This window comes from Cognatishimia sp. (assembly GCF_049116455.1).
In the GTDB taxonomy this organism is placed as follows: Bacteria; Pseudomonadota; Alphaproteobacteria; order Rhodobacterales; family Rhodobacteraceae; genus Cognatishimia.
The window spans coordinates 244,824-270,323 of the sequence record NZ_JAGDYW010000001.1 but is presented as its reverse complement, the minus strand read 5'-3'; the positions used below and the strand labels follow the sequence as shown (position 1 = coordinate 270,323).

Here is a 25,500-nt window from a genome sequence, read left to right as displayed (position 1 = left end):
GGCTGGCGACGTTGACACTGTATAACTGGGCCCTTACATCGCTTTGAGGCCGTCGCAAGAGTTTCTTCCCCGTTTGTATGAGCAGGGCACAGAACGGGCAAGCATAAGCGGCGCAAGAAATTGTCAACAAAGGACAAGCGAACATGTTGGGTTTTGGTAAATTGAAGAAAATGGTCTTCGGAACCCCGAATGACCGTAAGATCAAAGCTACCCGTTCGATTGTCGAAAAGATCAATGCACTTGAAGCAGAGTTCGAACCTTTGAGCGACGAACAACTGATCGAAAAAACAGCCGAATATCGTGAACGAATTGCCGGCGGCGAAGCGCTGAACGCAATCCTGCCGGAAGCTTTTGCCAACTGCCGCGAAGCCGCGAAACGTGCGCTGGGTCTGCGTGCTTTTGATACGCAGCTTTTGGGTGGTATCTTTTTGCACGAGGGCAATATTTCAGAAATGAAAACCGGCGAGGGTAAAACACTTGTTGCGACCTTCCCTGCCTATCTGAACGCTTTGACCGGCCGTGGCGTGCATATCGTCACCGTGAACGATTACCTTGCACGCCGTGACGCGGAATGGATGAGCAAAGTCTACGGCGCTCTTGGTATGTCCACTGGTGTGATTTACCCGCAGCAGCCCGAAGACGAAAAAAAAGCCGCATACCAGTGTGACATCACTTATGCGACCAACAACGAACTCGGTTTTGACTATCTGCGCGACAATATGAAGTCCGAACTAAAAGATCTCGCACAGCGCGATCACTATTTTGCCATCGTCGATGAAGTAGATTCGATCCTCGTCGACGAAGCCCGGACACCGCTGATTATCTCGGGCCCTGCTGAGGATCGCACCGATCTCTATATGGCTGTGGATCAGGTGATCCCCGAGATCGGCGACGAACATTACACCTTGGATGAAAAAGCCCGTAGTGTGTCCTTTACGGATGAAGGCAACGATTGGCTCGAAGAGCAACTGTTGGCGCGTGGTATTCTGCCAGAGGGCCAGTCTTTGTATGACCCTGAAAGCACATCCATCGTCCACCACGTGAACCAAGGCCTACGTGCGCACAAGATGTTCACAAAGGACAAAGACTATATTGTGCGCAACGATGAAGTTGTGCTGATTGACGAATTCACTGGCCGTATGATGGCGGGTCGTCGTTTGTCAGAAGGTTTGCATCAGGCGATTGAGGCCAAAGAGGGTGTGTCGATCAAACCTGAAAACGTGACTTTGGCGCAGGTGACCTTCCAGAACTACTTCCGTCTATACGACAAGCTGGGCGGCATGACTGGTACCGCTTTGACAGAAGCGGAAGAATTCGGTGAAATTTACAATTTGGGCGTGGTCGAAGTGCCAACCAACCGTCCCATCGCCCGTGTCGATGATGACGATGCGGTCTACCGGACGGCTCAGGAAAAATACAACGCCATCGTTGAAACCATTCAAGAGGCTTCTGCCAAAGGTCAGCCAACGCTGGTTGGGACAACGTCAATTGATAAATCTGAATTGCTGTCTGAACTGCTGACGAAAGCAGGCATCAAGCATAACGTTTTGAACGCGCGCCAACACGAGCAAGAAGCGCAGATCGTTGCAGATGCCGGTAAACTGGGCGCCGTGACCATCGCGACCAACATGGCGGGCCGTGGTACGGACATTAAATTGGGCGGCAACGTCGAGTTCAAAATCATGGAAGCCATTGCGGCGGACCCAGAAGCGAACCCAGATGAAATCCGTGCCAAGATCGAAGAAGGTCACCAGGCTGACGAAGATGCTGTGAAAGCTGCTGGCGGTTTGTTTGTTCTGGCCACAGAACGTCACGAAAGCCGCCGCATTGATAACCAGCTGCGCGGCCGTTCAGGTCGTCAGGGTGACCCGGGCCGTTCGGCGTTCTTCCTGTCTCTGGACGACGATCTGATGCGCATCTTTGGATCTGATCGTTTGGACAAGGTTCTGTCCACTCTGGGCATGAAAGAAGGCGAAGCGATTGTACACCCTTGGGTGAACAAGTCCTTGGAGCGCGCGCAGGCGAAAGTCGAAGGCCGCAACTTTGATATTCGTAAGCAGCTGCTGAAATTTGACGATGTGATGAATGATCAGCGTAAGGTGATCTTCTCTCAACGTCGCGAAATCATGGAAGCTGAGGATCTGTCCGAAATCGTTCAGGACATGCGCCACGAGGTGATTGGTGATCTGGTGGATGAATATATGCCACCAAAAACCTACGCTGATCAGTGGAACACCGAAGGTCTTTACGCGGCCACCATCGAACAACTGGGCATTGATGTGCCTGTGATCGATTGGGCGCAGGAAGAGGGCGTGGATGATGAAGACATCATCGAACGTCTAGAAAAAGCAGCTGACGAACATATGGCCCAGAAAGCGGCGCGGTTTGGACCAGAGCAACTGCGCGGTATCGAAAAGCAGCTTTTGCTGCAGATCATCGACCGCAAATGGCGTGAGCACCTGTTGACGCTGGAACACCTGCGCTCTGTTGTCGGGTTCCGTGGTTATGCGCAACGTGATCCGTTGAACGAATATAAATCAGAAGCCTTCCAGCTGTTTGAAAGCATGTTGGATGGGCTGCGCACTGACGTCACACGTAACCTAAGCCAAATTCGCCCTCTGACTGAAGAAGAGCAGGCCGCGATGATTGCACAGGTTCAGGCCCAGCAAGCCGCAGCGGTTCAGGCGCAGGCTGAGGCTGCTGAAAAGGCCGCGCGTGTGCCTCTGATCGAAGGTTTCAATGAGGACGATCCAAGCACCTGGGGCAACCCTGGCCGTAATGATCCATGCCCATGTGGATCGGGTGATAAGTTCAAACATTGCCACGGCAAACTGGCCTAACTCGGCAAAGAATCGTCTGACTCTCTCCTAAAGGGCGCCACAGCGGCGCCCTTTTTGCTGCATAGCTTCGCCCTTGAGTTATTGCGAGTAGGAGGAAGTCATGAAGCTTCCCATAAAACTAATCACTATGTCTGGCCGTTCCGTAAGGCTGGCGTTGGTTGCTGGATCTTCGGCTCTTGTGGCTGTCACTGGTTTCTTTTTGCAAAGCGGCACCGCGACGGAAGCTTCGGCTGTGCAGCCTGAAAGGGTCAAGAAGTTTGAGGTGCCAGCGCAGGCAGAATTACAAATCGCCTCGTCTGTTGGATTAACCGGGCAGTATCTTCCGGCGGTTCCAAGCGATCCGGAGGCGTCTTTGCCTGTGCTGCCCGCAGCGTTTACGCCGTCAAAGGATGAGCCGATTTCTGCGATGCCGCAAGAAGAGCCTGCACCTTTGCTTGGCTGTGAAATCAGTTTGACCGCAGAGCCAACAATTGCAGCTTTGGTGAACCTGTCGATCAATGCGACCTGTATGCCAGATGCTCGCATTGCGATCTCGCATGCTGACGTAGGCTTTCATGAAGTGTTGGATGATCAAGGGCACCTGGAAATCACTGTGCCGGCCTTTGATGAATTCGCAGAATTTTCGGTGACCTTCCCGAATGGTGCCGAAGAATTGGTCGAAACGCAGGTGCCATCGATTGTGTTCTATGATCGCGTTGCGGTGCAGTGGTTGGGCGAAACGGGTCTGCAAATTCATGCGTTAGAGTTCGAAGCTGACTATGGCGAAGAGGGTCATGTCTGGTTTGGAAATCCGCGTGATTTGACCTCTGTCATTGGGGGCGAGGGTGGATTTCTGATGCGCATGGGCGCAGGCGAAAGCGAAATCTCGCGGATGGCTGATGTCTATACCTTCCCTGTCGGCAATCCTGCGCGTGTCGGAGAAGTCGCTCTTTCTGTTGAGGCCGAAGTGAATGGTGCCAATTGCAATCGCCCAATTTCTGCACAAACCTTGCAGGTGCATGGCGGTGGTGACAAGCTGACAAATGAGCTTGAAATGATCATGCCCGATTGTGGTGCAACAGGTGACTTTCTGGTGTTGTCAAACCTGCTCAAAGACCTGACAATTGCGCAAAAGTAACAAAGCGTAGCGTAGGGTCTTATTATGACAATTTTGCGTGCGGCGTGTATCGCCGCACTTTCTATTTTCAGCTCTATCGCTGTTGCACAGGATATCACTTTAACCTCGCCTGATGGGGCAGTTGAAATATCCGGGACCCTTCTTGGCTTTGATGGGGAGTTCTATCGTGTTGAAACCGTCTACGGAGAGCTGACCGTGGATGGTTCTGGGGTGACCTGTGATGGCCCAGGTTGTCCGAACCTGATCGACTTTGTGGCTGATATTACCATTTCTGGGTCCAGCGGCATGGCGGACATTCTGATGCCTGCATTGTTAGACGGCTTTGCCCTTCGTAATGGCTACGCGGTTGAACGGGACATCACTGGCACGACTAACTTCACATATGTTCTCAGTGATCCGGTCACGCGTTCTGATTTGGCACGGTTTCGGTTTAAGGCCTCCACAACGGATGAGGGCTTCGCTGATCTTTTGGCGGATGAGGCTGACATCGCGATGTCTTTGCGTGAAATTCGCGCAGCAGAGGCAAAACGTGGGTATGAGGCCGGGCTTGGTGATTTGCGTGGCAAAAACAGAAGCCGTGTTTTGGCGTTAAATGCCTTGGTTCCCATTGTTGCCCCAGGCAATCTCGTGTCGCGCATCACAACAGCAGAGCTTGCAGAGGTGTTTTCTGGTCGCATCGACAATTGGCAAGCCTTAGGCGGCCCTGATGCGCCGATTGCATTGCATGTCCCGGAACAAACGTCCGGACTGCTTCAGGCTATCGAAGACCGGCTGCTTGCGCCGGCTGCGCAAACCCTGGCGCCTAAGGCAGAACACCATACAAAGTCAGCTGACTTGGTGAGCGCAGTGCAGCGCGACCCATTTGCCATTGGGCTGGCGACTTATGAAAGCTCTGGCAGCGCTTTACGTCTTCCATTGTCAGGGGGCTGTGGTTTTGCGGTACACGCCACGCGACGTGGCATTAAAACCGAAGACTACCCGCTGACAGCGCCGATGTTCTTGTATCTGCCTGCGCGCCGCTTGCCAAAAATGGCGCGCGATTTCCTGACGTATACGCGGGGTCCTGCCGCCCAGATTGTCATTCGACGCGCAGGGTTTGTTGATCAGTCGCCAGAAGAAGTGCCAATTTCATTACAAGGTGAACGCTTCGCTAATGCCATTGCGCAGGCGGATAAGTCTGTGCCATTGGCGGATGTGCAAGCCATTGTCGCACGCCTTGGCAATCATGAACGCCTGACGACGACCTTCCGGTTCCGTCCGGGTGTTTCAGCCCTAGATCCGCAATCGCAATCCAACGCACAGCAACTGGCCCGAGCCTTAGAGATTGGCACCTATGAAGGCCGCGAACTGGTCTTTGTTGGCTTTAGTGATGGAGAGGGTTCTTCCGAGGCCAACCGCACCATTGCATTGCGTCGGGCGAAATCTGTTCGCGATGCCGTTCTTGAGGCTGCTGAAACGGCGGATCATAGCAAGCTCAATATTGCGGTTGAGGGCTTTGGTGAAGCGCTGCCTATGGCCTGCGATGAAAGCGCTTGGGGTCGGCAAGTGAACCGCCGGGTCGAGGTCTGGCTGCGTTAAAGAAGATCTTCGGATCGGAAGCTTAGGTGGCGCGATTGACCGATGATCAGATGATCATGCAGGTCGATCGACATCACGGAACAAGCCTGCTGAATTTTCATCGTCATTTCGACGTCAGCCTGTGATGGGGTCGGATCGCCTGAGGGGTGGTTGTGCACTAAGATCAAAGCGCTGGCACTGAGCTCCAGTGCGCGTTTGACCACTTCTCGGGGATAAACCGGTACGTGATCCACGGTGCCGCGGGCCTGTGCTTCGTCAGCAATCAAGGTGTTCTTTGTGTCCAAAAACAGAATGCGAAATTGTTCTGTTTCAAGATGCGCCATGGATGTTTGGCAGTAATCAAGCAGCGCATCCCAAGAACTTATAACCTGCCGGCGCATGACTTTGGACTGTGCAAGGCGCTGCGCTGCGGCCTCAACAACTTTCAGTTCGCAGATAATGGCGTCCCCGACGTCATGACATTCTTTTAAGCGCGCAACGGGTGCCGCAATCACACCGTTAAAACTGCCAAACCGGTCAAGCAATCTGCGTGCAATTGGTTTTACATCGCGCCGAGGGATGGCCCGGAAGAGGACAAGCTCTAAGAGTTCATAATCCGGGAGCGCAGTCGCACCGCCTTTCATAAAGCGATCGCGCAGGCGTTTGCGATGATCGCGAATATAAGAGGGCAGGCGGGTCTTACCTGCAATGGGCTGCACGCCGTGTAGCAATGGCAGGGCGCTTTCTTGGAAGGCGTTTTGCTGGGTCATGCCGCCAGGCTGCAGGATCAATCTTAGGATTCGGTAAACTCAAATAAAGAAGGCGCATCCGAAGACGCGCCTTTTCATTCATCTGTTGCAGGGATCAGGATTTCATCGAATCCCAGAAGCCTTTGACGGACTTAAAGAAGCTGCTGCTTTCCGGACTGTTGTCTTCAGAGAGTTCATCGAACTCTTTCAGCAGCTCTTTTTGACGGCTTGTCAGGTTCACAGGGGTTTCCACGGCCAGTTCGATGAACATATCACCCTGACCGCCACCGCGCAGCGCTGGCATGCCTTTGGACCTCAACCGCATCTGGCGACCAGATTGGCTACCAGACGGAATTTTTACACGGCTGCGTCCGCCATCGATCGTAGGCACCTCAATGTCTCCGCCCAATGCGGCCGCTGTCATAGACACCGGAACGCGGCAGAAAAGGTTGGTGCTTTCGCGTTCAAATATCTTGTGCTTTGACACTTCGATAAAGATGTAGAGATCACCTGTCGGACCACCGCGCAAACCAGCTTCGCCTTCGCCAGCCAGACGAATGCGCGTGCCGGTTTCTACACCAGCAGGGATGTTCACAGCCAGCGAACGGTCTTTTTCAACTCGGCCGACACCACCGCAGGAACGGCATGGGTTTTTGATGATCTGACCTGTACCAGAGCAGGTTGGGCATGCGCGTTCAACAGTGAAGAAACCCTGTTGTGCACGCACCTTACCCATGCCGGAACATGTTGGGCAGGTCACAGGCTCTGCGCCGCCTTCAGCACCGGTGCCATTACATTCGCCACAGCTGACGGATGTCGGTACCTGAATGGTCTTTTGCATGCCTGAATAGGCTTCTTCCAGAGTGACACGCAGGTTGTAACGCAGATCAGAGCCACGTGTTGCACGCTGGCGCCCGCCTCCGCGTCCACCGCCGCCCATGAAGTCGCCGAACAGGTCGTCAAACACATCAGAGAAGGCAGACGAGAAATCACCGCCTGGATGGCCACGGCCTGCGCCGCCACCGCCCATACCGTGTTCAAAGGCTGCATGACCATACTGGTCGTAAGCCGCCTTCTTTTCGGCATCCTTTAGGATTTCGTAAGCTTCGTTGGCTTCTTTGAACTTGGATTCAGCATCTGGATTGTCGGCATTGCGGTCCGGGTGAAATTCTTTGGCTTTCTTGCGATAGCCCTTTTTGATTTCATCCGCCGAGGCACCTTTGCCCACGCCCAGCACATCGTAATAGTCGCGTTTCGCCATGGAAAACCTCCTGGGTTTATTCCTTCGAGCCGGAAAAAGTCAGGGGCCGGATCCGGCAAGCGGACCGGCCCCCATGTCTCATTCCGACCGCGCGATTAGCGCTTGTCGCCATCCAGATCTTCGAAGTCAGCGTCGACGATGTCATCGTCTGCTGGGCCTGCATCCGCGGCTGCCGGCTCTTCGCCTGCATCCTCAGCGGAGGCTTTGTAGATCGCTTCGCCCAGCTTCATTGCCGCCTCAGTGACGTTCTGAACACCAGACTTGATCTTGTCAGCGTTTGCTTTTTCGTCTTCCAGATCGTCTTTCAACGCAGCGATTGCCAGTTCAATCGCTTCGATGGTGGTTGGGTCAACCTTGTCAGAATGCTCTTCCATGGACTTTTCAGTCGAATGGATCAGGCTTTCTGCTTGGTTGCGTGCTTCCACCAGCTCTTTGCGGTCTTTGTCTGCTTCAGCGTTTGCTTCTGCATCCTGAACCATTGCTTCGATGTCCTCATCAGACAGGCCACCGGAGGCTTGGATGGTGATCGACTGCTCTTTGCCGGTGCCTTTGTCTTTCGCGCCAACGGATACGATACCGTTTGCGTCGATGTCGAAAGTCACTTCGATCTGAGGCATGCCGCGTGGTGCCGGCGGGATGTCTTCCAGGTTGAACTGGCCGAGGATCTTGTTGTCCGCCGCCATTTCACGTTCACCTTGGAACACGCGCAGGGTTACGGCGTTCTGGTTGTCTTCCGCAGTCGAGAAAGTCTGGGACTTTTTCGTAGGGATTGTTGTGTTGCGGTCGATCAAACGTGTGAACACGCCGCCCAGAGTTTCGATACCCAAGGACAGTGGTGTCACGTCCAGCAGAACAACGTCTTTCACGTCGCCTTGCAGAACGCCCGCTTGGATTGCAGCACCCATGGCTACAACTTCGTCAGGGTTCACGCCCTTGTTTGGCTCTTTACCGAAGAATTTGGTCACTTCTTCGATGACCTTCGGCATACGTGTTTGACCACCCACCAGAACAACTTCGTCGATGTCAGATGCGGACAGGCCAGCATCTTTCAAAGCCGCTGCGCATGGCTTCATGGAGTTCTTGATCAGATCGTTTACAAGGCTTTCCAGCTTTGCACGTGTCAGTTTCATAACCATGTGCAATGGCGCGCCGTCTTTGCCCATAGAGATAAACGGTTGGTTGATCTCTGTTTGGCTTGCAGAAGACAGTTCGATCTTGGCTTTTTCTGCTGCTTCTTTCAGACGCTGCAGGGCCATCTTGTCTTTAGACAGATCTACGCCGTGCTCTTTTTTGAACTGATCCGCGAGGTAGTTCACGATGCGCATGTCAAAGTCTTCACCACCCAGGAAGGTGTCACCGTTGGTGGACTTCACTTCGAACAGACCGTCGTCGATTTCCAGAATGGTTACGTCGAAAGTACCGCCGCCAAGGTCATAGACCGCGATGGTTTGGGTTTCTTCTTTGTCCAGACCGTAAGCCAGAGCAGCCGCAGTTGGTTCGTTGATGATACGCAGAACTTCCAGGCCGGCAATTTTACCGGCGTCTTTGGTTGCCTGACGCTGTGCATCGTTAAAGTACGCAGGAACGGTGATAACCGCCTGTGTCACTTCTTCGCCGAGGTAGGACTCAGCGGTTTCTTTCATTTTGCCCAGAGTGAAAGCAGAGATTTGAGACGGGGAGTATTTCTCACCGCGTGCTTCAACCCATGCATCACCGTTGCCACCGTTGACGATGGCAAATGGCACCATTTTCTTGTCTTTTTCGACCGCTGGATCGTCAAAACGACGACCAACAAGGCGCTTCACACCGAAAACTGTGTTTTCTGGGTTGGTGACGGCCTGGCGTTTCGCCGGCTGGCCAACAAGGCGCTCGTCTTCTGTGAATGCGACGATCGACGGCGTGGTGCGTGCACCTTCCGCGTTTTCGATCACACGTGCCTGAGAACCATCCATGATGGCGACACAGGAGTTAGTCGTACCGAGGTCGATACCGATCACTTTGCCCATATTTGATCCCTTCTAAATTAAGGCGATAATCCGAGACGAGACCCGTTTTGGCATCCCGCCCCGATCTGGTTGGCGATGACCCTTTGGTCACCACGCTTCGCAGGGTATATAGGGAGCCGGAAAAGCTGCTGCAAGCGTCTGTTTGGTGTCCAAAGTCCAATTTCTGCGGGTTTGGCACCTAGATCGCATCAAGAATGCCTAAGGAGGCCGAATTGACCGAGGTCCCACCGCTGAACATTCGCGGATTTAAGGTTTACAAAGGGTTTCTAAACCGCGCCTCTCAGGAACAATTGGTGGCAGAATCGCGCGCATTGGCGACTGAAGCGCCGTTTTTTCAGCCCACTACTCCGAGTGGAAAGCCTATGTCGGTCAAGATGACCTCTGCTGGTCGATTAGGGTGGGTGACGGATCGAACTGGATATCGGTATCAAACTGCTCATCCGCGCGGGCAAAGTTGGCCTGAAATTCCAAACGTCATTCTGAATATCTGGAGCGCAGTTGCCTCTCCTGACCGACTGCCGGACAGCTGTCTGATGAATTTTTATGGCGCAGATGCACGCATGGGCCTGCATCAAGACAAAGATGAAGGCGATTTTGAATGGCCCGTGGTTTCGGTATCGCTGGGCGATGACGCGCTGTTTCGCATGGGCAACCCCACGCGCGGCGGGAAAACGGAGTCGATCTGGCTGACATCAGGCGATGTCGTTGTCATGGGAGGGGACGCCCGTTTGAGCTATCATGGTATCGACCGCATACGCTTTCAAAGCTCTTCGCTATTGCCCAAAGGTGGCCGGATTAATTTGACTTTACGGGTTGTTGATCAAACAAGCTGATCACGGCGCAAGACCGCAACAACCGTCCAAGCCAAAGGCTTCGCCGTTCATTTGAATGAATAGCCGGATGCGTAATGCGTTTTCGCGATCAGACATGCCGTCGTGGCACATTTGGTTTTCAATCACAGCGGAAAACCCGCCCGTTGGATCATTTGACCCCATGCCAATTGTCCCATGTGGGCGTGCGGCTATTCCTGACTTCCAGTCGATTGGATATGGATGCGCCTGGCTGTCGTAATCCGTGTATACAGCTTCAGAAGCGCCAATGTTCAAATTGAAGTCCCAGAAGGGTTCTGTGCCAAAGCAGGTCATCGGCGTTTCAAATTCGTGCCAGCGCGGCTGTTCTGGAATTTCAAAGAATGAAAGCCGAATCCAACCGCTGCCTTCGCCACTGTTCACAAGACCCCAGTCACCTGTTTCATCAACAGAGACGATCTCGATGTCACGAGCAGCGGGCGCGAGAGTTCCGATGATCTCAGAGGTGTGATCCGCCTCTAGTCGAATGTTTAATACATCATCGCTGGCAACATTGATCACATTGCCAAGTTGAGGGAATTGATCTTGGTTGTGCCAATCAGCGACGGCAGCAAGCGGCCAGATCATTATGGGCCAAATCAGTAGTCGAATGGCCCAACGCATCATCGTTTTGACCCCCAACTGAGTGAGGCTTGGCGGCGGGTAAAGAACTCTCCCATCATGCCAATCACAAGCAGGGCAAGCCCGACATACAGCGGATAATCCGTGGTGCTGTTTCGGGGCACATAATTGATAAACGTATAGCCGCGCGCTTGATCGATGGTGTGAAACAATGGGTTCCAGTCAAACATCGCCAGCATGAAACTCGGCAAAGTGTTGGCGACAAACATTTTGCCTGAGGCGATCATATTCGCACGGGCATAGATTGTGGTCATGAGCTGCACAAAGTTTGGGTACCAAGGTTTGATCGACAGCAAGACCAGACCGACGCCAGCGCCCGTGAACCATGACAGCAGGACCATTCCAATCGCATTCACCGGGTCATCCACAACAATTGGTGTGATGGCGACGTGATAAATGAACAGGATGCTAAACAGCGACAACATTTGGATATAAAGCGTTCCAATTGCAGCAGCCAAAATGGCGATCGCTGTGTTCATCGGCGCGTGTTTCATCATCGGCGACGCTGGGCCTTCAGCCGCGGCAACCGCCCCCATCGTTTTCGTATGGGTCATGAAGTTGAAAATGCCGGTCATCAGATACAGCAGGAAATCCCCGCGTAGTGCCGCGCCGCGCATACCAAGAACTGAGAACATCAAATAGAAGACCAGCACCAAAATGGCGGTCTGCATCATGTTCAGCAAAATGGACATCAAAGCATTGCCATGCTTCTTGCGCACTTTACGTACGATCGAATGGTACACCAATTCCGAGATCGCAAACACGGATTGGAGGCTGGTTTTGGGGCCAGTTTTCTCAAACATGGGGCATCCTGCTTGAATTGCCTGATATATCGGACGGATTTCTTGCCGTTCCGTATTGCCCACAGCATAAGGGGCGCGAGGTAAATATTCAACAAATGCCTGTATTGGAGCACACTTTGAACTACGAACTGCTTGTCCCCGTCATGCGCCGTTTGGCAATCGAAGCCGGTCAGAAAATCATGGAGATTTATGATGCCGACGATTTTGATGTGAAGCTGAAGTCAGATGATAGCCCTGTGACAGTTGCTGACGAAGCTGCCGATGCAATCATCGCAGCGGGTTTGCGTGCCGCGTTTCCAGACGTCATGCTTGTGACTGAAGAGCAGTCCGACAGTCACAAAGCCAAAGGCGATACCTTCCTGATCGTTGATCCGCTTGACGGCACTAAAGAGTTCATTCATCGCCGCGGTGATTTCACCGTCAACATTGCTTATGTCAAAGATGGCGTACCACAGCGTGGCGTGGTCTTTGCCCCTGCAAAAAATCGCATGTTCTTTACCCAAGCTGATGGACAAGCAGTTGAAGAGACAGGTCAGTTTGACCTTGATCAGATCGGCGCTGTGACACCGATCAATGTGTCTGAAGCAGATAATGATGCTGTGATGATTGTTGCGTCAAAATCGCATCGGGATCAGGCCACCGAAGACTACATTAACAAATATAGCGTCAAAGATAGCAAAAGTGCCGGCTCCTCGCTGAAGTTCTGCCTTGTCGCGACAGGGGAAGCTGACATCTATCCGCGCGTCGGACGTACAATGGAATGGGACACCGCCGCAGGTCATGCGGTTCTGCTCGGTGCGGGTGGCGATGTCGTGCGGTTTGATGATCACACACCGCTTACCTACGGCAAGGATGATTTTGCGAACCCGTTCTTCATCGCCTACGCACCAAGCGTTGAATTGAAGAAAGCTTGAGCTGAGCGATTTGCGTCGCTGGATGACCCCAGCGGCGCTTCGCTTTTGATCTTGGATTTTATCCCTATTGGTCCTACCCGGTTTTGGCGTATCAAAGAGGCGATGACAGGTCTGGTTTCTCTTTGGCAACAATATCGGCTGCGCCTAAAGCGCCGTAGGTTGCTTTGGCGTTCTTTTCGGGCGCGACATCATCTGACAGCGGTCCGTGTCAACGAAATTCCGCAAGACGGTGTTTTGGTGTTTTCGGTTATTCGAAACGAGGTCAATCGCTTACCGTATTTCTTAGAGTTCTACCGGAAGCTCGGAGTTTCGCAGTTTCTGTTTATCGACAATGAAAGCGATGACGGCAGTCTGCAGCTTTTACATCAGCAAGATGACTGTTCGGTTTGGAGCACATCTGAGTCTTATCGCGATGCGCGATTTGGATTGGATTGGCTGACCTGGCTGATGATCAAATTCGGTCACAACCGCTGGTGCCTGATGGCCGATGCGGACGAGCTTTTGGTGTTTGACGGTGATGACCAATGCACATTGACTGACCTCACAAAGTCTTTGGATCGGTCGGGGCAGATCGGGTTTGGAACCTTGTTGCTGGATCTTTACCCCGACGGCCCATTAGGGGCGCAAACTTATAACGCTGAGGGCGATCCGCGTGATGTACTTACGCACTTCGATGCAGGGCCGTATCGTCAAGTGCGCCAGCTTCCAAAGCAAAATCTGTGGCTGCAAGGTGGTGCGCGCGAACGGGTCTTTTTCCAATCGACTCCGGATCAGTCACCAACTTTGAATAAAATCCCGTTGATAAAATGGAACCGACGGTTCGCATGGGTGAACTCTTGCCATTCCTTGCTGCCAGCGCGGTTGAATTATCAATATGATGGGCCGCTAGGCAAAATGCCGTCGGGCGCGCTGTTGCACACGAAGTTTCTACCCGAGATTGTTTTCAAATCAGAAACAGAACGCGCGCGGCAACAGCACTTTCATACACCCCAGGATTTTGAAGGCTACTATGCTGATATTTTGGCATTGCCAAATTTGATGTGCGACTCCTCAGTGCGGTACAAAGATCCCCAGCAACTGGCTGATCTTGGTTTGATCACAAACCGAGATTGGCTGCTGAGTGATTGAACAAATCAAATTAGGTCGCATTTTCGGTATTTTTTGATCCGAGCTAAGACGATCTAAATTCATTGATTCGTATAAGAAAAACGTGACATACTGTGCTTTAAGGGCAGTAGAACGGGTCATAAGGCCTGCGCAGCAGAAAAGCGGTTGGATCGTTGGGGCTATTAGATTCCTATAAGATGCGGTTGCGTCGGAAACGACGCATTGTCAGGGCGATGCGAAAGTCCCTGCAATTGCGCGTGAAGCAGGATCATACAAACAACATCCGAAAAGGCGATATTTTGCTGGTCACAACAGTGCGAAATGAAGCTATTCGGATCCCGTACTTCCTGCAATATTACCGGCGCATGGGCGTTAGTCATTTCCTAATCGTGGATAATGGCAGCGCAGATGGTTTGATGGATCACCTCGCTGGGCAGTCTGATATTTCCGTTTGGTATACCGACTCTAGCTATAAGTCTGCGGGATATGGCATCGACTGGATGAATAGCCTGAAGCGTCGCTACGCACATGATCACTGGACTCTGGTTGTCGATCCGGATGAGTTCTTTATTTACCCATTTTGTGACAGCCGCCCGATCAATGCATTGACGGATTGGCTAGACAATTCAGCGATCCGCAGTTTTTCTGCGATGCTTTTGGACATGTATCCGAAGGGTCGGCTGGATGAGACCCCGTATCACGAAGGCCAAGATCCGCTTGAGATCGCAAATTGGTTTGATGCTGGAAACTACACGATTTCCAAGAACCGGGAATATGGCAACCTTTGGATACAAGGTGGACCACGTGCACGCATGTTTTTCAAAGATGCGCCGAAACGTGCGCCTGCATTGAATAAAACGCCGTTGGTGAAATGGGATAAACACTATGCCTATGCGAGCTCGACACATGCGCTATTGCCGCGAGGCTTGAACCTTGTCTACGAAGAATGGGGGGGTGAAAAAGCTAGTGGAATGCTTTTACACACCAAGTTCTTAGACACGTTTGCCCATAAGGCTGGCGAGGAATTGCTGCGCAAACAGCATTATGCTGGGAGCTATGAATATGCGGCCTATGCACAGGCATTGCGGGAACAACCACAGCTTTGGTGCAAATGGTCCGAGCGATATATCAACTGGAGGCAGCTCGAAATTTTAGGTCTGATGTCAAAGGGGAACTGGGCATGACCTTAGGCGTCATTATGCTTGTTCATAACTCTTTGGATCGCGCAACACAGGTGGCGAACCATTGGGTTGCTGCGGGATGCTCCGTCGTTATTCATGTTGATGCCGCAGTTGATCGCAAAACATTCCGGGCGTTCAAAGCCGGCTTTGATGGCAATGAAAACGTACAGTTCAGCAAGCGCCACAAATGCGAATGGGGCATGTGGGGCTTGGTGGCAGCGACGCAATCTGCCTCTGAATTGATCCTAAAATCCTACCCAGATGTGCGCCATGTTTACCTCAGTTCAGGATCATGTTTGCCTTTGCGTCCTGTGGCCGAACTGATTGCTTATTTGGATGAACGCCCACAGGTGGATTTCATCGAGTCGGCGACCACTTCTGATGTGCCTTGGACAGTCGGCGGTCTGGATGAAGAGCGGTTCATATTTAGGTTCCCATTTTCATGGAAACGCCAACGGTTCCTGTTTGACAAATATGTCGACTTGCAACGCCGCATAAAATTCAAGCGCCGCATCCCTCAAGGGCTGGTACCGCATATGGGTTCTCAATGGTGGTGTCTGACGCGACAAACGCTTTCGGCCATCCTCGAAGATCCTGATCGGGATGCTTATGATCGGTATTTCAAGAAAGTTTGGATTCCTGACGAAAGCTATTTTCAGTCCCTTGCACGCCTTTATTCTAAAACGATTGAAAGTCGGTCATTGACCCTTTCGAAATTCGATTTTCAGGGTAAGCCGCATATCTTTTACGATGACCACCTTCAGTTGCTGCGTCGCTCCGATTGTTTTGTGGCGCGGAAAATTTGGCCAAAGGCAGGCCGCCTGTATGAGGCTTTCTTAACTGACGCCGACACCCAAATGCGCAAAGTCGAACCGAACCCAGCCAAGATCGATCGCATTTTTGCAAAAGCTGTGGAGCGTCGCACGATTGGTCGTGCAGGGCTTTATATGCAGTCGAGATTTTTGGATCAGCACTGGGAAAACGGTGTGACCTCGGCACAGTATTCAGTGTTCCAAGGGTTTGCTGAACTTTTTGAAGACTTCGAGAGCTGGCTGACGAAAGCAACGGATTGTCGAGTTCACGGTCATTTATTTGCACCTGATCGAGCCGAATTTTCGGGTGGTGAAAAGGTGCTAAATGGCGTGCTTACCGATAGTGCGAAACTGCGTGATTATAACTCGCAAGCGTTTCTGACCAATCTGATCTGGAACACGCGTGGTGAACGGCAGTGTTTTCAGTACGGACCACGGGACTCACAGGCCAATAACTGGCTCATGGCCAAAGATCCAAATGCGCAGATCTCTGTAATTTCCGGCGCTTGGGCCGTGCCCTTGTTCAAATCCAACCGCAACTTTTCTGACCTACGAAAAGAAGCGGCGCGCTTGCAAAAAGCAGAGGCTGATTTTTTGGATGTCCTACGCTCTCCTTGGGCGAAGGCGCGGGTGCGAATATGGACGATGGCGGAATTTGTTGAGGCTCCGATGGAGCCATTGCAATCCGTGATCGATGAGATCGCCCATAGTGCGACGCGACGGTTGTCAGAAGCGCCACGTATGACGGATCTCAAAGGGTTCGGACAATTCCTGCAGAATTTGAAAAATCAGGGCATGCACCCCTATCTGATGGGCGACTTTCCGGTTGGACCCGCTGACTTTAACGAAACAAAGCCGCCTCGGCGCCCCTACTTGGTACAATAAACCGCTATGTCGAACCGATTTGATTATTTCGTTGTGTTTGCAGAGATGCGGACAGGGTCCAATTTTCTAGAAGCAAACTTGAATGCCCTTGAAGGGGTGACTTGTCATGGCGAAGCGTTCAACCCGCATTTCATCGGCTATCCAAACAAGTCAGAGATCCTAGGTGTTACAGCAGAACAGCGCGAGACGGACCCCAATTTACTGTTGGATGCGGTTAAGGGGGAGGAGGGTGTTTTAGGCGGGTTTCGGTTTTTTAACGACCATGATCCAAGGGTTATGGAGCAAATTCTTCAAGATCCAAAATGCGCGAAAATCGTTCTGACTCGGAACCCGATGGACAGCTATGTCAGCTTGAAGATTGCGCAGGCGACCGGGCAGTGGAAATTGACCGATGTACGCAAGCGCAAGGATAGCAAAGTTACATTTGATGGCTCTGAATTTGCACGTCACGTCGCGCGTTTGCAGGCTTTCCAAATCGAGTTGATGAACACGCTGCAGAAATCGGGACAGACGGCTTTTTACGTCGCCTACGAAGATTTGCAAGATGTTGAGATCATGAATGGATTGGCGAAGTTCCTAGGTGTTGATGCGCGTTTGGAAGAGTTGGATAGTAAGCTTAAGCGCCAAAACCCAAGCCATATTTCCGATAAAGTTGAAAATTTTGAAGACATCTCTGCAGCTTTAAAGGAATTGGATCAGTTTAACCTGTCCCGAACTCCAAACTTTGAGCCGCGCCGCGGTGCCGCTGTACCAAGCTACATCGCCCATCCTGATTTAGGTTTAATGTTCCTTCCTATTCCCGGTGGGCCACGCGATGAAATCACACAGTGGTTCTCCCAAATCGGCAAAGAAACTACGGCGGAGCTGAAAACTGGGATGAACCAGAAAGAGCTGCGTCAATGGAAGCGAAAGTTCGTTCCAAACCGGACATTCTGCGTGTTGCGACACCCAGTGGAGCGCGCGCATGTCAGTTTCTGTAAGACTATCCTTTCGACAGGGCCGGGCAGTTTTTCAAAAATCCGCCGCACATTGCGCAATCGATTTGGTCTGCCCATACCGGAAGAGATGCCAAATGCGGGCTATGGCGTTGACGAGCACCGTCTGGCATTCAAAGAATATTTGAACTTTGTGAAGGCTAATCTGTCTGGTCAAACGACGATTCGGCAAGATGCGCATTGGTCGTCCCAGGCCAGTATCGTTGCGGGGTTTGCGGGCCATATGCTGCCAGATGCGGTGCTGCGCGAGCAGGAATTACAATTTGGCCTGGCCGAACTTGCGGCTAAAATTGGCCTTGAAACTGCACCGAATTTCACGCCGTATCAGCCTGAAACACCGCATTCTATCTCTGATATTTATGACACTGAAATCGAACGCATGTGCCAAGATGTGTATCAGCGGGACTACGTTATTTTCGGATTTGATCGCTGGAAATAACAACTAAAACGGAGTGGGAAAGCCACTCAACATTAGGTTCAAACTCGAATAGTTGAGTTTGAGCGGCAGGCGTTAAGCCGCCTGCATCGTGTCTGTTTCAGTCAGAATGGTGTATAGCGTCGAAGCCTGTGGGTTCGCACGCAGCTTGGTGCACACATTGCTTTCACGCAGTCGACGCGATACATGCGCCAGCGCTTTCAAATGCTCAACTCCAGCGTCTTCAGGCGCAAATAGAGCAAAGGCCAGATCAACAGGTTGGCGGTCTACAGAATTGAAATCAACAGGGTTTTCCAAAAGAATGAATGCCCCGCGGACTGAGCCTAGGCCATCCAGACGTGCGTGCGGTAGCGCCACACCATTGCCCACACCTGTTGGGCCAAGGCCTTCGCGTTCTTGCAGAGCCGTAACAACAGTATTGGCCGCAAGGCCATAGGCATTGGCTGCAAGATCACCAAAATCCTGCAGCAAACGTTTTTTACTGGAGGTGGCCGAAATCACTTTGACCGCCTCCGGGCGAAGGATGGTAGAAAAATCCATTTAGCCTGTATCCCTGCACCAGACTGCTCTGGTGCGTTATTGCGGGTCGATCCAGCCTATGTTGCCGTCTTCACGGCGATAGACCACATTCAGCCCGTCTTTTCCCTCGTTGCGGAACACTAACACAGGTGCCCCAGCAATTTCCATTTGCATAACCGCTTCACCTACAGAGAGAGATGGAATCTTTGCTTCCATCTCTGCGACAATTACCGGTTGCAAGCTGTCCGGCTCTGTCTCTTCTGAGGCGTTATCTGTGGCGAGGATATATGATGAAGCGCCGGAAAGTTCAACCGGGACCTCCCGATCCTTGTGATGGTCCTTTAAGCGGCGCTTATAGCGGCGCAGCTGTTTTTCCATCTTTTCGCTGCAGTTTTCAAATGCTGCGTAGATCTCATTGGCGCGTCCTTTGGCTTGGGCGGTGAGCCCGGTGGACAAATGCACGGTGGTTTCACAAACAAATTCGTGCGCGCTTTTGGAAAAGACGATTTGAGCATCCGTCGGTCGGCCGGCATATTTGCCCATAATACTGCCGAGTTCGCCCTCTACATGCGTTTGCAACGCGTTGCCGATATCGATCTGTTTTCCTGAAATCTGATAGCGCATTCTATCTCCTTAGTTATGAACATGTCCGAAAACAAAAAACGGGGGGTTAACACCGTAAACCGGCGCCCGCGTTCTTTAGTTCGGAATGTAGGAATTGGACGCTTTGATGGTTTGCGAGGCGAAAGGCCCTTTGGAAAGGGTTGTCAGATTCGCCAAGAAGAAGTGCATCAGCGTCATGACACCATTGGGCCAGCCATTCGCGGAAATGTCAATTGTGCGATTAGATATCGGCAAATTTCCGAGCAGAGATCAGGAGATTTTAAAACCGTCACCAAGGTAGACGCGACGCACGTTTTCGTTTTCGACAACTTCATCTGGGCTGCCAGACATCAACACTTTGCCGTCGTGCAAAATGTAAGCGCGATCAACGATTTCAAGGGTTTCGCGCACGTTATGATCGGTAATTAACACGCCGATCCCACGCTTTTTTAAATCCGCGACAAGGTGGCGGATATCGCCAACACTGATCGGGTCGACGCCTGCAAAAGGTTCATCTAGCAATAGGTATTTTGGATCGGCTGCAAGGCAGCGCGCGATCTCTACGCGGCGTCGCTCACCACCGGAAAGCGCCAATGCGGGGGCCCGGCGGAGGTGCTCAATTGAGAATTCTGACAGCAATTCTTCCAGACGTTCGCGACGTTTCACACGGTCTTTCACCGCGATATCGAGAATGGCGAGAATGTTGTCTTCGACACTCAGTCCGCGGAAAATCGACATTTCTTGTGGTAGGTATCCGATGCCCAATTTGGCGCGGCGATACATAGGTAAGGTGGTTGCGTCTTGCCCATCGATGATGACGCGGCCGCCTTCGGGGACCACAAGCCCTGCAATGGCATAGAAACTAGTTGTCTTGCCGCTGCCGTTGGGGCCGAGAAGTGCAACAACTTCGCCACGTTGCAGTTCCAGCCCGACATCGCGGATCACGACGCGTTTGCGATAGCTTTTGCGTAGGTTTTCAATACGCAGGCCAGATTGGCCTTCGGTCACTGTCAGGGTCGGAGCGGTCATTACTGCCTCGGCTGCAGAACCGTGCGCACACGTCCGTGCAGTTCTGCGGTTGAATTGTTGGTGTTCACCGTCATGCGCTGGGCCGAGATCGTTGATCCCTTCTGCGCCAATGCAACATTGCCTGCCATGTAGATAAAACCGGTGTCGACGTTATATTCTGCGGTCTCTGCCTTGGCAGTGTCGGCGCCACTGACAATTGAAACGCCTCCCGACCCTTTCAGACTGGCAATGCCTGTTTGATCCGCGGAATAGACGACTTCCACGAGTGGTGCTTTAAAGCTCATCACACCTTGCGTGATTTCGACATTGCCCTCAAATCGAGCGTTTCCAGTGTCTTGGTCAACGCTCAGGCTGTCGGCCTGCACTTCGATTGGGGCGTTGGCATCGTTATTCGTCAGGCCAAAATCAACTTTGAATTCCTGCGCATGAACTGGGCTGCCAGTCGTGATCGTTAGTGCGATCATACAGGCGATACAAAAAGCGAATAATCGATACAAGGTGGACCTCATGCGTTTCTAAGGCGTGTATATCAGCTTTACGCCTTTTGTGAAAAGGAAACGGCCGCCCAATTGTTCCCCCTCAAAGGTCAATTCCATCGCACCGGCTTCGAATGACCCGAAGGGACCAGAGCCCGTGGTCGTGGTGTCCGACATGGCGGTGCCCTGATCGATATTCAAGGTTAGCGCTTCTGTTTGAAACTGGTATCCATTTGAAGCGTTTAGGCGGACTTCGCCAGCTAAATCAGCCGTCAGAAGACCACTGTTGATGGTTCCAGTTCGCGCATCAAGTTCAAGCGAGACACCGTCTTGTTGGTCCAGCTTGGCGTTCAGTTTTTCTACAAAGGACCGTCTCGGATGATCCGGGTCGGGCGTTGCGGAGGCAGCCGTGACCTGAATGTTATGCCCATTAACTGTTTGACCAGTCAAAAAGGGCGCACCTAGACGTTGTTCGCGGGCATGATCTTCGAGTTCAATTTTTGCAAAAGGGATGGTGCTGGTGGGGGCAACAGATTGCGCAAAAAGGAACATGGTTGAAAATAGAGCCAGCGCAAAAAGCGGTAGCAGGACCTTCAACCAAGTTATCGTTTGCGAATATGTCAGACCCCGGCGTGCCATCAGTGAGAAAAGATGTCGATCTCTGGCCAGCCTTCAAGATCCAGAACCGCTCGTGTTGGTAGGAAATTAAAGCAGGATTGTGCCAGTTCGGTACGGCCTTCACGGGCAAGGCGTTCGTTTAGTTTTTCACGCATCTGGTGCAGGTAAAGAACATCAGATGCCGCGTATTCCAACTGAGCATCTGTGAGGGTTTCGGCCCCCCAGTCACTCATTTGTTGTTGCTTTGAAATATCGACACTCAACAATTCTTGAAGCAGGTTTTTGAGCCCATGGCGATCTGTATATGTGCGCACCAGCTTGGAGGCGATTTTTGTGCAATAAACCGGCGCTGTCAGCGCACCAAAAGCATTATGCATTGCAGCAATATCAAAGCGCCCGAAGTGGAACAGTTTCAACACGTTTGGGTCGGTGAGCATTTTGCACAGGTTCGGTGCTTCTGTTTGGCCCTTGCCGACTTGAACAATGTGCGCGTCGCCGTCGCCACCTGACATTTGCACCACGCACAGTCGGTCACGATGCGGATTAAGGCCCATCGTCTCGCAATCGATTGCTACAACCGAACCCAAATCAAGTCCGTCGGGCAGATCGCCCTGATAAAGATGGTTTGCCATGATGCCCTCATGTTTTGACTTCATTCCGACTTACGGGGTCGCGCGTTGTTATTCAATGACATGCTGTGGTGAATTGCACCTCTTAAGCTGTAAGTTGCTTGCCTCGTATGGTCATTGGCGACCCCTTCCGCGTAGGATGAGGTAAGACAGAATGAGGATGCCGCAATGAGCACACAGCTACAGCAAGTACTGACCGCAATTGACACTGCAAATGCCAAAGATCCGCGCCTGGACGACGGTCGGCCCGAAGCATTGCTTTACGGCCAACGGATGAGCGCGGAATGTGAAAGGCTGTTCCCAAACGCATCTGAACCTCTTCAAATCGCAGCGCGCGGGCAACACGTTGAACGTTGGGTTCTGAAACGTGCGGATTACCCAGAAGGGCGTGCAGGTTACTTGAAGTGGCGCCGTGATCTGGGCGCGCACCACGCGGCTACGGTTTCTGGCTTGATGTCAGATGCGGGATATTCAGCAGAAGCCTGTGCTGAAGCTGAAAGGATGCTGCGCAAGGAAGGTCTTAAGCGAGATACTGGCGTCCAAGCACTGGAAGACGTGATCTGCTTTGTCTTTCTCAAATGGTATTTCGCCCCATTTGCAGCCAAGCATTCTGAGGAAAAAATCCACAGTATCGTCGAAAAGACCGCGCGCAAAATGTCAGAAAATGCGCGTGCGCGAGTGCTTGAAGAATTTGATTTGCCTGAGGTTTTGGCACGGTTCTTTGAATAAACTGGCGAAATGGGTGCAAATTAGCACGCTATGCGTGATATGGTGCAGTAGTTGATACATCTATATGTTGAAAGATGCCGCAAATTACCCAAACGGTTGAAATTTACTTAGGCCTTTCAAACTCTAAGCGTAAACTGCTTGCATCTATACTGGGGGATAAAATGAAAAAGTTAATTATTGCAGCGCTTGCTATGGGAATGGCGACATCTGGCTTTGCTGGCTCGCTTCCATCTACGACGACCACAGAATATGATCCGACATTCTTTGCAGGTTTCACTTGGTCGTTTGGTGCGGGAAGTGAAAGCGCAGCTTCGGGATCAAACCCATTTGGTTTTAGTTTGCGTTACTTGAGCACAAATAAACCTGATACTCTGGCAGGCGCGATCGGCCTTACATATTATTTTGATGGTAGCTTTGGTTGTGACATTGGTGGGGCGGTTAACAACGGTGGCGCTAGCCTGACTGTCGGTTATGATTTCTGCCGCAGCCTGCCTGTGATTGGCCTTGGAGCGATCAAAAAGCCCACAACGACAACGGAAATACCCGATTAGGGCAGCGGCTGAACAACCAGGAAAGTTTATTGCAATGAACCGGCGAGACGCGCTTTCTGCATTGGCCGCAAGTTTGGCCATTCAAACGCTGCCGGTTCAAGCCCAGCAAAGGATTGATTTCGAGGCACTGAAGCATGTCGCGAATACGCTGCTGCCACGCGATGAATTAACACCTTCGGCATCGGAACTTGGGATCGTGTCGGAAGTGCTTATCGCCATCGATAGTCAGCCGTTGTTGTATCGCCTGATTGCTGCTGGCTTGGGGTGGTTGGATCAGGCCGGGGGGCGTCCCTTTGCGGGTTTAACGCTGGAACAGCAGCAACAAATATTGGCTTGGGCCGAAGGCTCGGACTACAACCAAATCCCTGGCCGTTTCTTTCACGTTTTAAAATCCATGTTCTTTGAGGCCTACTTCAGTCACCCTGGCGCCTTGGAAGGCCTCGCGCTGAATGAAGCTCCCCAACCTGAAGGGTATCTGCCGCCGTGGACCTAAACGCGCGCTACGATGTTGTGGTTGTGGGCTCGGGAGCAGGTGGCGCTGCCGCCGCTCTGCGATTGGTGCAGCAAGGGGCGAAAGTGCTGATGCTAGAAGCGGGACCACGCTTTGATCCGGTAGTGGATTATCCACAAAGTAATTGGGATTGGGAAAAGAACCTATTTCCAATTAAGCCGGGCAGCCAAGGCACAGTTCAATATGGTGATCTGGGTAGGTTAGAGACTGAATTCGCGGATTTGCAAACTTGGTCGCGTCATCGTCCATCCGTTTTACCAGTGTTGGGGGAGCCTCGGCGTGCGGAGATAGATGGATATTCCCATGTGCAAGGGGTTGGGGGCTCGACTTTACACTTTGTAGGCGAAGCCAATCGCATCCATCCAAACAGTTTTGAAGCGAATTCCCCAGAAACAGGGGCGAATTGGCCCATAAAATACGACGATTTAGAGCCCTACTATACGCATTGCGAGACCATGATTGGTGTTGCCTGTGATGAGCCCACCCCTGATCGTTGGCGTAGCATGCCTTTTCCGATGAAGGGGCATCCCGTTAGTCCAGGCGGAACCACTCTCATGCGTGCAGGGGAGAAGCTAGGCAGTCAGTGGCATCTGAATCCACGTGCAGCAAATTCTGAAGCTTATGACGAGCGCCCGGCATGTAATTATTGTGGCCAATGTTCACGCGGGTGCCCTTTGGGGGACAAAGGCAGCGCTGACGTTACATTTTTGCGCAAAGCCAACGTGACCGAACGATTGGTGATTGCGGAAAACACGCCTGTCACCAAGTTGAAACTTGGACGAGATGGGCGGGTCAGCCATATCGAAGTGATTTATAAGGGCCAGAAACAAGAGATCGAAACTCCGATCTTAATTCTGGCGGCAGGCGCCGTTCAGACGCCTCGGTTATTGTTGCTATCATCAGGCACATCCCAGCCCAATGGGGTGGCCAATAGTTCTGGGCAAGTGGGTCGCAATTTTATGGAGACCCTTTGGTGGAGCAGTGCAGGGCTCGTGCCGGGTTTGAAAAACAGTCATATGGGTCTGCCAGCGGATGTCGCTGATTGGTCACGCACAGCGCCTGGATCCGTTCCAGGTGTGTCCGGTGGCTTTAAGCTTACCCATACGACGTTGGACACTGGCCTTAATGGGCCGATCGGCTTCGCTACACGGATGCTGGGAGGGTTTGGTGCGGAATTGAAACGAGAATTGCGGGAAAAATTTGGGTCAGCTTTAGCCGTGAGTGCTGTTGGGCAAACCATTCCCGATGACAGATCGTTTATTGCTTTGTCGCCAGATCAATTGGATCAAAACGGCCTTCCGGTGCCGCAAATCAATTCAGTACTAACAACCAACAGCCACTTGCTGTTGCGCGAGATGGCGAATTCTTGTCGCGAGGTACTCGCAGCAGCCAGCGCAGAAGTTTTAGAAGAAAGCAGCTGCTATTCGGCGTTTTTATCAACGCATGTCTTTGGTACCGCGCGAATGGGGGCTGATGCATCAAATTCAGTGGTCGATGCAACATGCCGGACCCATGATCATCCCAATCTTTGGATTTGCGATGCCAGCGTGTTCCCATCCACTGGTGGCGGGGAAGCCCCTGCCTTAACCATCATGGCGCTGGCTACGCGTGCCGCAGATCACGCCCTGCGCTAAGGTAACAAAAAACGGCGCCCTGATTAGGGCGCCGCTTTTCAACTTTAT

General features: G+C 52.1%; 24 protein-coding genes. 13 read left to right on the top strand and 11 right to left on the bottom strand.

The genetic code is table 11. From position 1 onward, the window contains the following. Positions 1–143: 143 nt before the first annotated feature. From secA to JXQ85_RS01330, 3 genes are all read left to right on the top strand, one after another. Positions 144–2,840 carry a preprotein translocase subunit SecA gene (gene secA, locus JXQ85_RS01340; RefSeq protein WP_421747049.1) on the top strand — a complete coding sequence of 899 codons (2,697 nt, stop codon included), beginning with the start codon at positions 144–146 and terminating at the stop codon, positions 2,838–2,840. 100 nt (positions 2,841–2,940) lie between these two features. Further along, entirely contained in the window at positions 2,941–3,957 is a 1,017-nt protein-coding gene (locus JXQ85_RS01335; protein WP_421747048.1) for a translocase, read from the top strand. Positions 3,958–3,981: 24 nt separating this feature from the next. Then, complete coding sequence (locus JXQ85_RS01330) at positions 3,982–5,535, top strand: phosphate ABC transporter substrate-binding/OmpA family protein (protein ID WP_421747047.1); 1,554 nt, start codon at positions 3,982–3,984, stop codon at positions 5,533–5,535. Here JXQ85_RS01330 and radC read toward each other — a convergent pair. The 3 genes from radC to dnaK form a co-directional block, all read right to left on the bottom strand. Further along, positions 5,532–6,284, bottom strand: coding sequence for a RadC family protein (gene radC / locus JXQ85_RS01325; RefSeq protein WP_421747046.1), 753 nt, complete (start codon positions 6,282–6,284; stop codon positions 5,532–5,534). The genes JXQ85_RS01330 and radC overlap by 4 nt on opposite strands. A 94-nt stretch (positions 6,285–6,378) precedes the next feature. After that, on the bottom strand, positions 6,379–7,524 hold the full coding sequence (gene dnaJ, locus JXQ85_RS01320) for a molecular chaperone DnaJ (protein WP_421747045.1): 1,146 nt from the start codon (positions 7,522–7,524) through the stop codon (positions 6,379–6,381). Between the two features lie 95 nt (positions 7,525–7,619). Beyond that, positions 7,620–9,530 carry a molecular chaperone DnaK gene (gene dnaK, locus JXQ85_RS01315; protein ID WP_421747044.1) on the bottom strand — a complete coding sequence of 637 codons (1,911 nt, stop codon included), beginning with the start codon at positions 9,528–9,530 and terminating at the stop codon, positions 7,620–7,622. A 194-nt stretch (positions 9,531–9,724) separates the two neighbouring features. Between dnaK and JXQ85_RS01310 the strand changes: the two genes are divergently transcribed. Then, positions 9,725–10,363: an alpha-ketoglutarate-dependent dioxygenase AlkB family protein gene (locus JXQ85_RS01310; protein WP_421747043.1), complete on the top strand. Its 639-nt coding sequence runs from the start codon at positions 9,725–9,727 to the stop codon at positions 10,361–10,363. Here JXQ85_RS01310 and JXQ85_RS01305 read toward each other — a convergent pair whose 3' ends face one another. Together JXQ85_RS01305 and JXQ85_RS01300 are read right to left on the bottom strand one after the other, a co-directional pair. After that, a complete protein-coding gene (locus JXQ85_RS01305; RefSeq protein WP_421747042.1) occupies positions 10,364–11,005 on the bottom strand; it encodes a hypothetical protein in 642 nt (213 codons plus the stop codon). It abuts the gene before it with no gap. Beyond that, entirely contained in the window at positions 11,002–11,823 is an 822-nt protein-coding gene (locus tag JXQ85_RS01300) for an ABC transporter permease (RefSeq protein WP_421747041.1), read from the bottom strand. Before JXQ85_RS01300 ends, JXQ85_RS01305 begins: the two co-directional genes overlap by 4 nt. A 116-nt stretch (positions 11,824–11,939) precedes the next feature. On the opposite strand from JXQ85_RS01300, the gene cysQ reads away from it, so the two are divergent. From cysQ to JXQ85_RS01275, 5 genes are all read left to right on the top strand, one after another. After that, the gene (gene cysQ / locus JXQ85_RS01295) at positions 11,940–12,737 is read left to right on the top strand and encodes a 3'(2'),5'-bisphosphate nucleotidase CysQ (RefSeq protein WP_421747040.1); all 798 of its coding nucleotides are present in this window, start codon (positions 11,940–11,942) and stop codon (positions 12,735–12,737) included. A gap of 45 nt (positions 12,738–12,782) precedes the next feature. Next, positions 12,783–13,865, top strand: coding sequence for a glycosyltransferase family 2 protein (locus JXQ85_RS01290; protein WP_421747039.1), 1,083 nt, complete (start codon positions 12,783–12,785; stop codon positions 13,863–13,865). Positions 13,866–14,041: 176 nt separating this feature from the next. Continuing rightward, entirely contained in the window at positions 14,042–15,028 is a 987-nt protein-coding gene (locus JXQ85_RS01285) for a glycosyltransferase family 2 protein (RefSeq protein ID WP_421747038.1), read from the top strand. Continuing rightward, positions 15,025–16,722 carry a beta-1,6-N-acetylglucosaminyltransferase gene (locus JXQ85_RS01280; protein WP_421747037.1) on the top strand — a complete coding sequence of 566 codons (1,698 nt, stop codon included), beginning with the start codon at positions 15,025–15,027 and terminating at the stop codon, positions 16,720–16,722. Before JXQ85_RS01285 ends, JXQ85_RS01280 begins: the two co-directional genes overlap by 4 nt. 6 nt (positions 16,723–16,728) lie before the next feature. Further along, entirely contained in the window at positions 16,729–18,156 is a 1,428-nt protein-coding gene (locus tag JXQ85_RS01275; RefSeq protein WP_421747036.1) for a sulfotransferase family 2 domain-containing protein, read from the top strand. A 72-nt stretch (positions 18,157–18,228) separates the two neighbouring features. Here JXQ85_RS01275 and JXQ85_RS01270 read toward each other — a convergent pair whose 3' ends face one another. From JXQ85_RS01270 to JXQ85_RS01245, 6 genes are all read right to left on the bottom strand, one after another. Next, complete coding sequence (locus tag JXQ85_RS01270; protein ID WP_421747035.1) at positions 18,229–18,693, bottom strand: PTS sugar transporter subunit IIA; 465 nt, start codon at positions 18,691–18,693, stop codon at positions 18,229–18,231. A 36-nt stretch (positions 18,694–18,729) separates the two neighbouring features. Beyond that, a complete protein-coding gene (gene hpf, locus JXQ85_RS01265) occupies positions 18,730–19,296 on the bottom strand; it encodes a ribosome hibernation-promoting factor, HPF/YfiA family (protein ID WP_421747034.1) in 567 nt (188 codons plus the stop codon). 249 nt (positions 19,297–19,545) lie between these two features. After that, on the bottom strand, positions 19,546–20,304 hold the full coding sequence (gene lptB / locus JXQ85_RS01260; protein WP_421747033.1) for an LPS export ABC transporter ATP-binding protein: 759 nt from the start codon (positions 20,302–20,304) through the stop codon (positions 19,546–19,548). After that, positions 20,304–20,768: a lipopolysaccharide transport periplasmic protein LptA gene (gene lptA / locus JXQ85_RS01255; protein ID WP_421747032.1), complete on the bottom strand. Its 465-nt coding sequence runs from the start codon at positions 20,766–20,768 to the stop codon at positions 20,304–20,306. Before lptA ends, lptB begins: the two co-directional genes overlap by 1 nt. A 51-nt stretch (positions 20,769–20,819) precedes the next feature. After that, complete coding sequence (gene lptC, locus JXQ85_RS01250; protein WP_421747031.1) at positions 20,820–21,377, bottom strand: LPS export ABC transporter periplasmic protein LptC; 558 nt, start codon at positions 21,375–21,377, stop codon at positions 20,820–20,822. A gap of 41 nt (positions 21,378–21,418) precedes the next feature. After that, entirely contained in the window at positions 21,419–22,030 is a 612-nt protein-coding gene (locus tag JXQ85_RS01245) for a ribonuclease D (protein ID WP_421747030.1), read from the bottom strand. 165 nt (positions 22,031–22,195) lie between these two features. Here JXQ85_RS01245 and JXQ85_RS01240 point away from each other — a divergent pair, with 165 nt between their 5' ends. The 4 genes from JXQ85_RS01240 to JXQ85_RS01225 all read left to right on the top strand — a co-directional run bounded on the left by JXQ85_RS01240 (position 22,196) and on the right by JXQ85_RS01225 (position 25,452). Next, entirely contained in the window at positions 22,196–22,756 is a 561-nt protein-coding gene (locus JXQ85_RS01240) for a DUF4202 domain-containing protein (RefSeq protein WP_421747029.1), read from the top strand. 161 nt (positions 22,757–22,917) lie between these two features. Then, the gene (locus JXQ85_RS01235; RefSeq protein ID WP_421747028.1) at positions 22,918–23,307 is read left to right on the top strand and encodes a hypothetical protein; all 390 of its coding nucleotides are present in this window, start codon (positions 22,918–22,920) and stop codon (positions 23,305–23,307) included. A gap of 34 nt (positions 23,308–23,341) precedes the next feature. Then, the gene (locus JXQ85_RS01230) at positions 23,342–23,800 is read left to right on the top strand and encodes a gluconate 2-dehydrogenase subunit 3 family protein (protein ID WP_421747027.1); all 459 of its coding nucleotides are present in this window, start codon (positions 23,342–23,344) and stop codon (positions 23,798–23,800) included. After that, positions 23,791–25,452 (top strand): GMC family oxidoreductase, encoded by a 1,662-nt coding sequence (locus JXQ85_RS01225; protein WP_421747026.1) that lies wholly within the window; start codon positions 23,791–23,793, stop codon positions 25,450–25,452. Before JXQ85_RS01230 ends, JXQ85_RS01225 begins: the two co-directional genes overlap by 10 nt. The last annotated feature ends 48 nt before the right edge of the window (positions 25,453–25,500 follow it).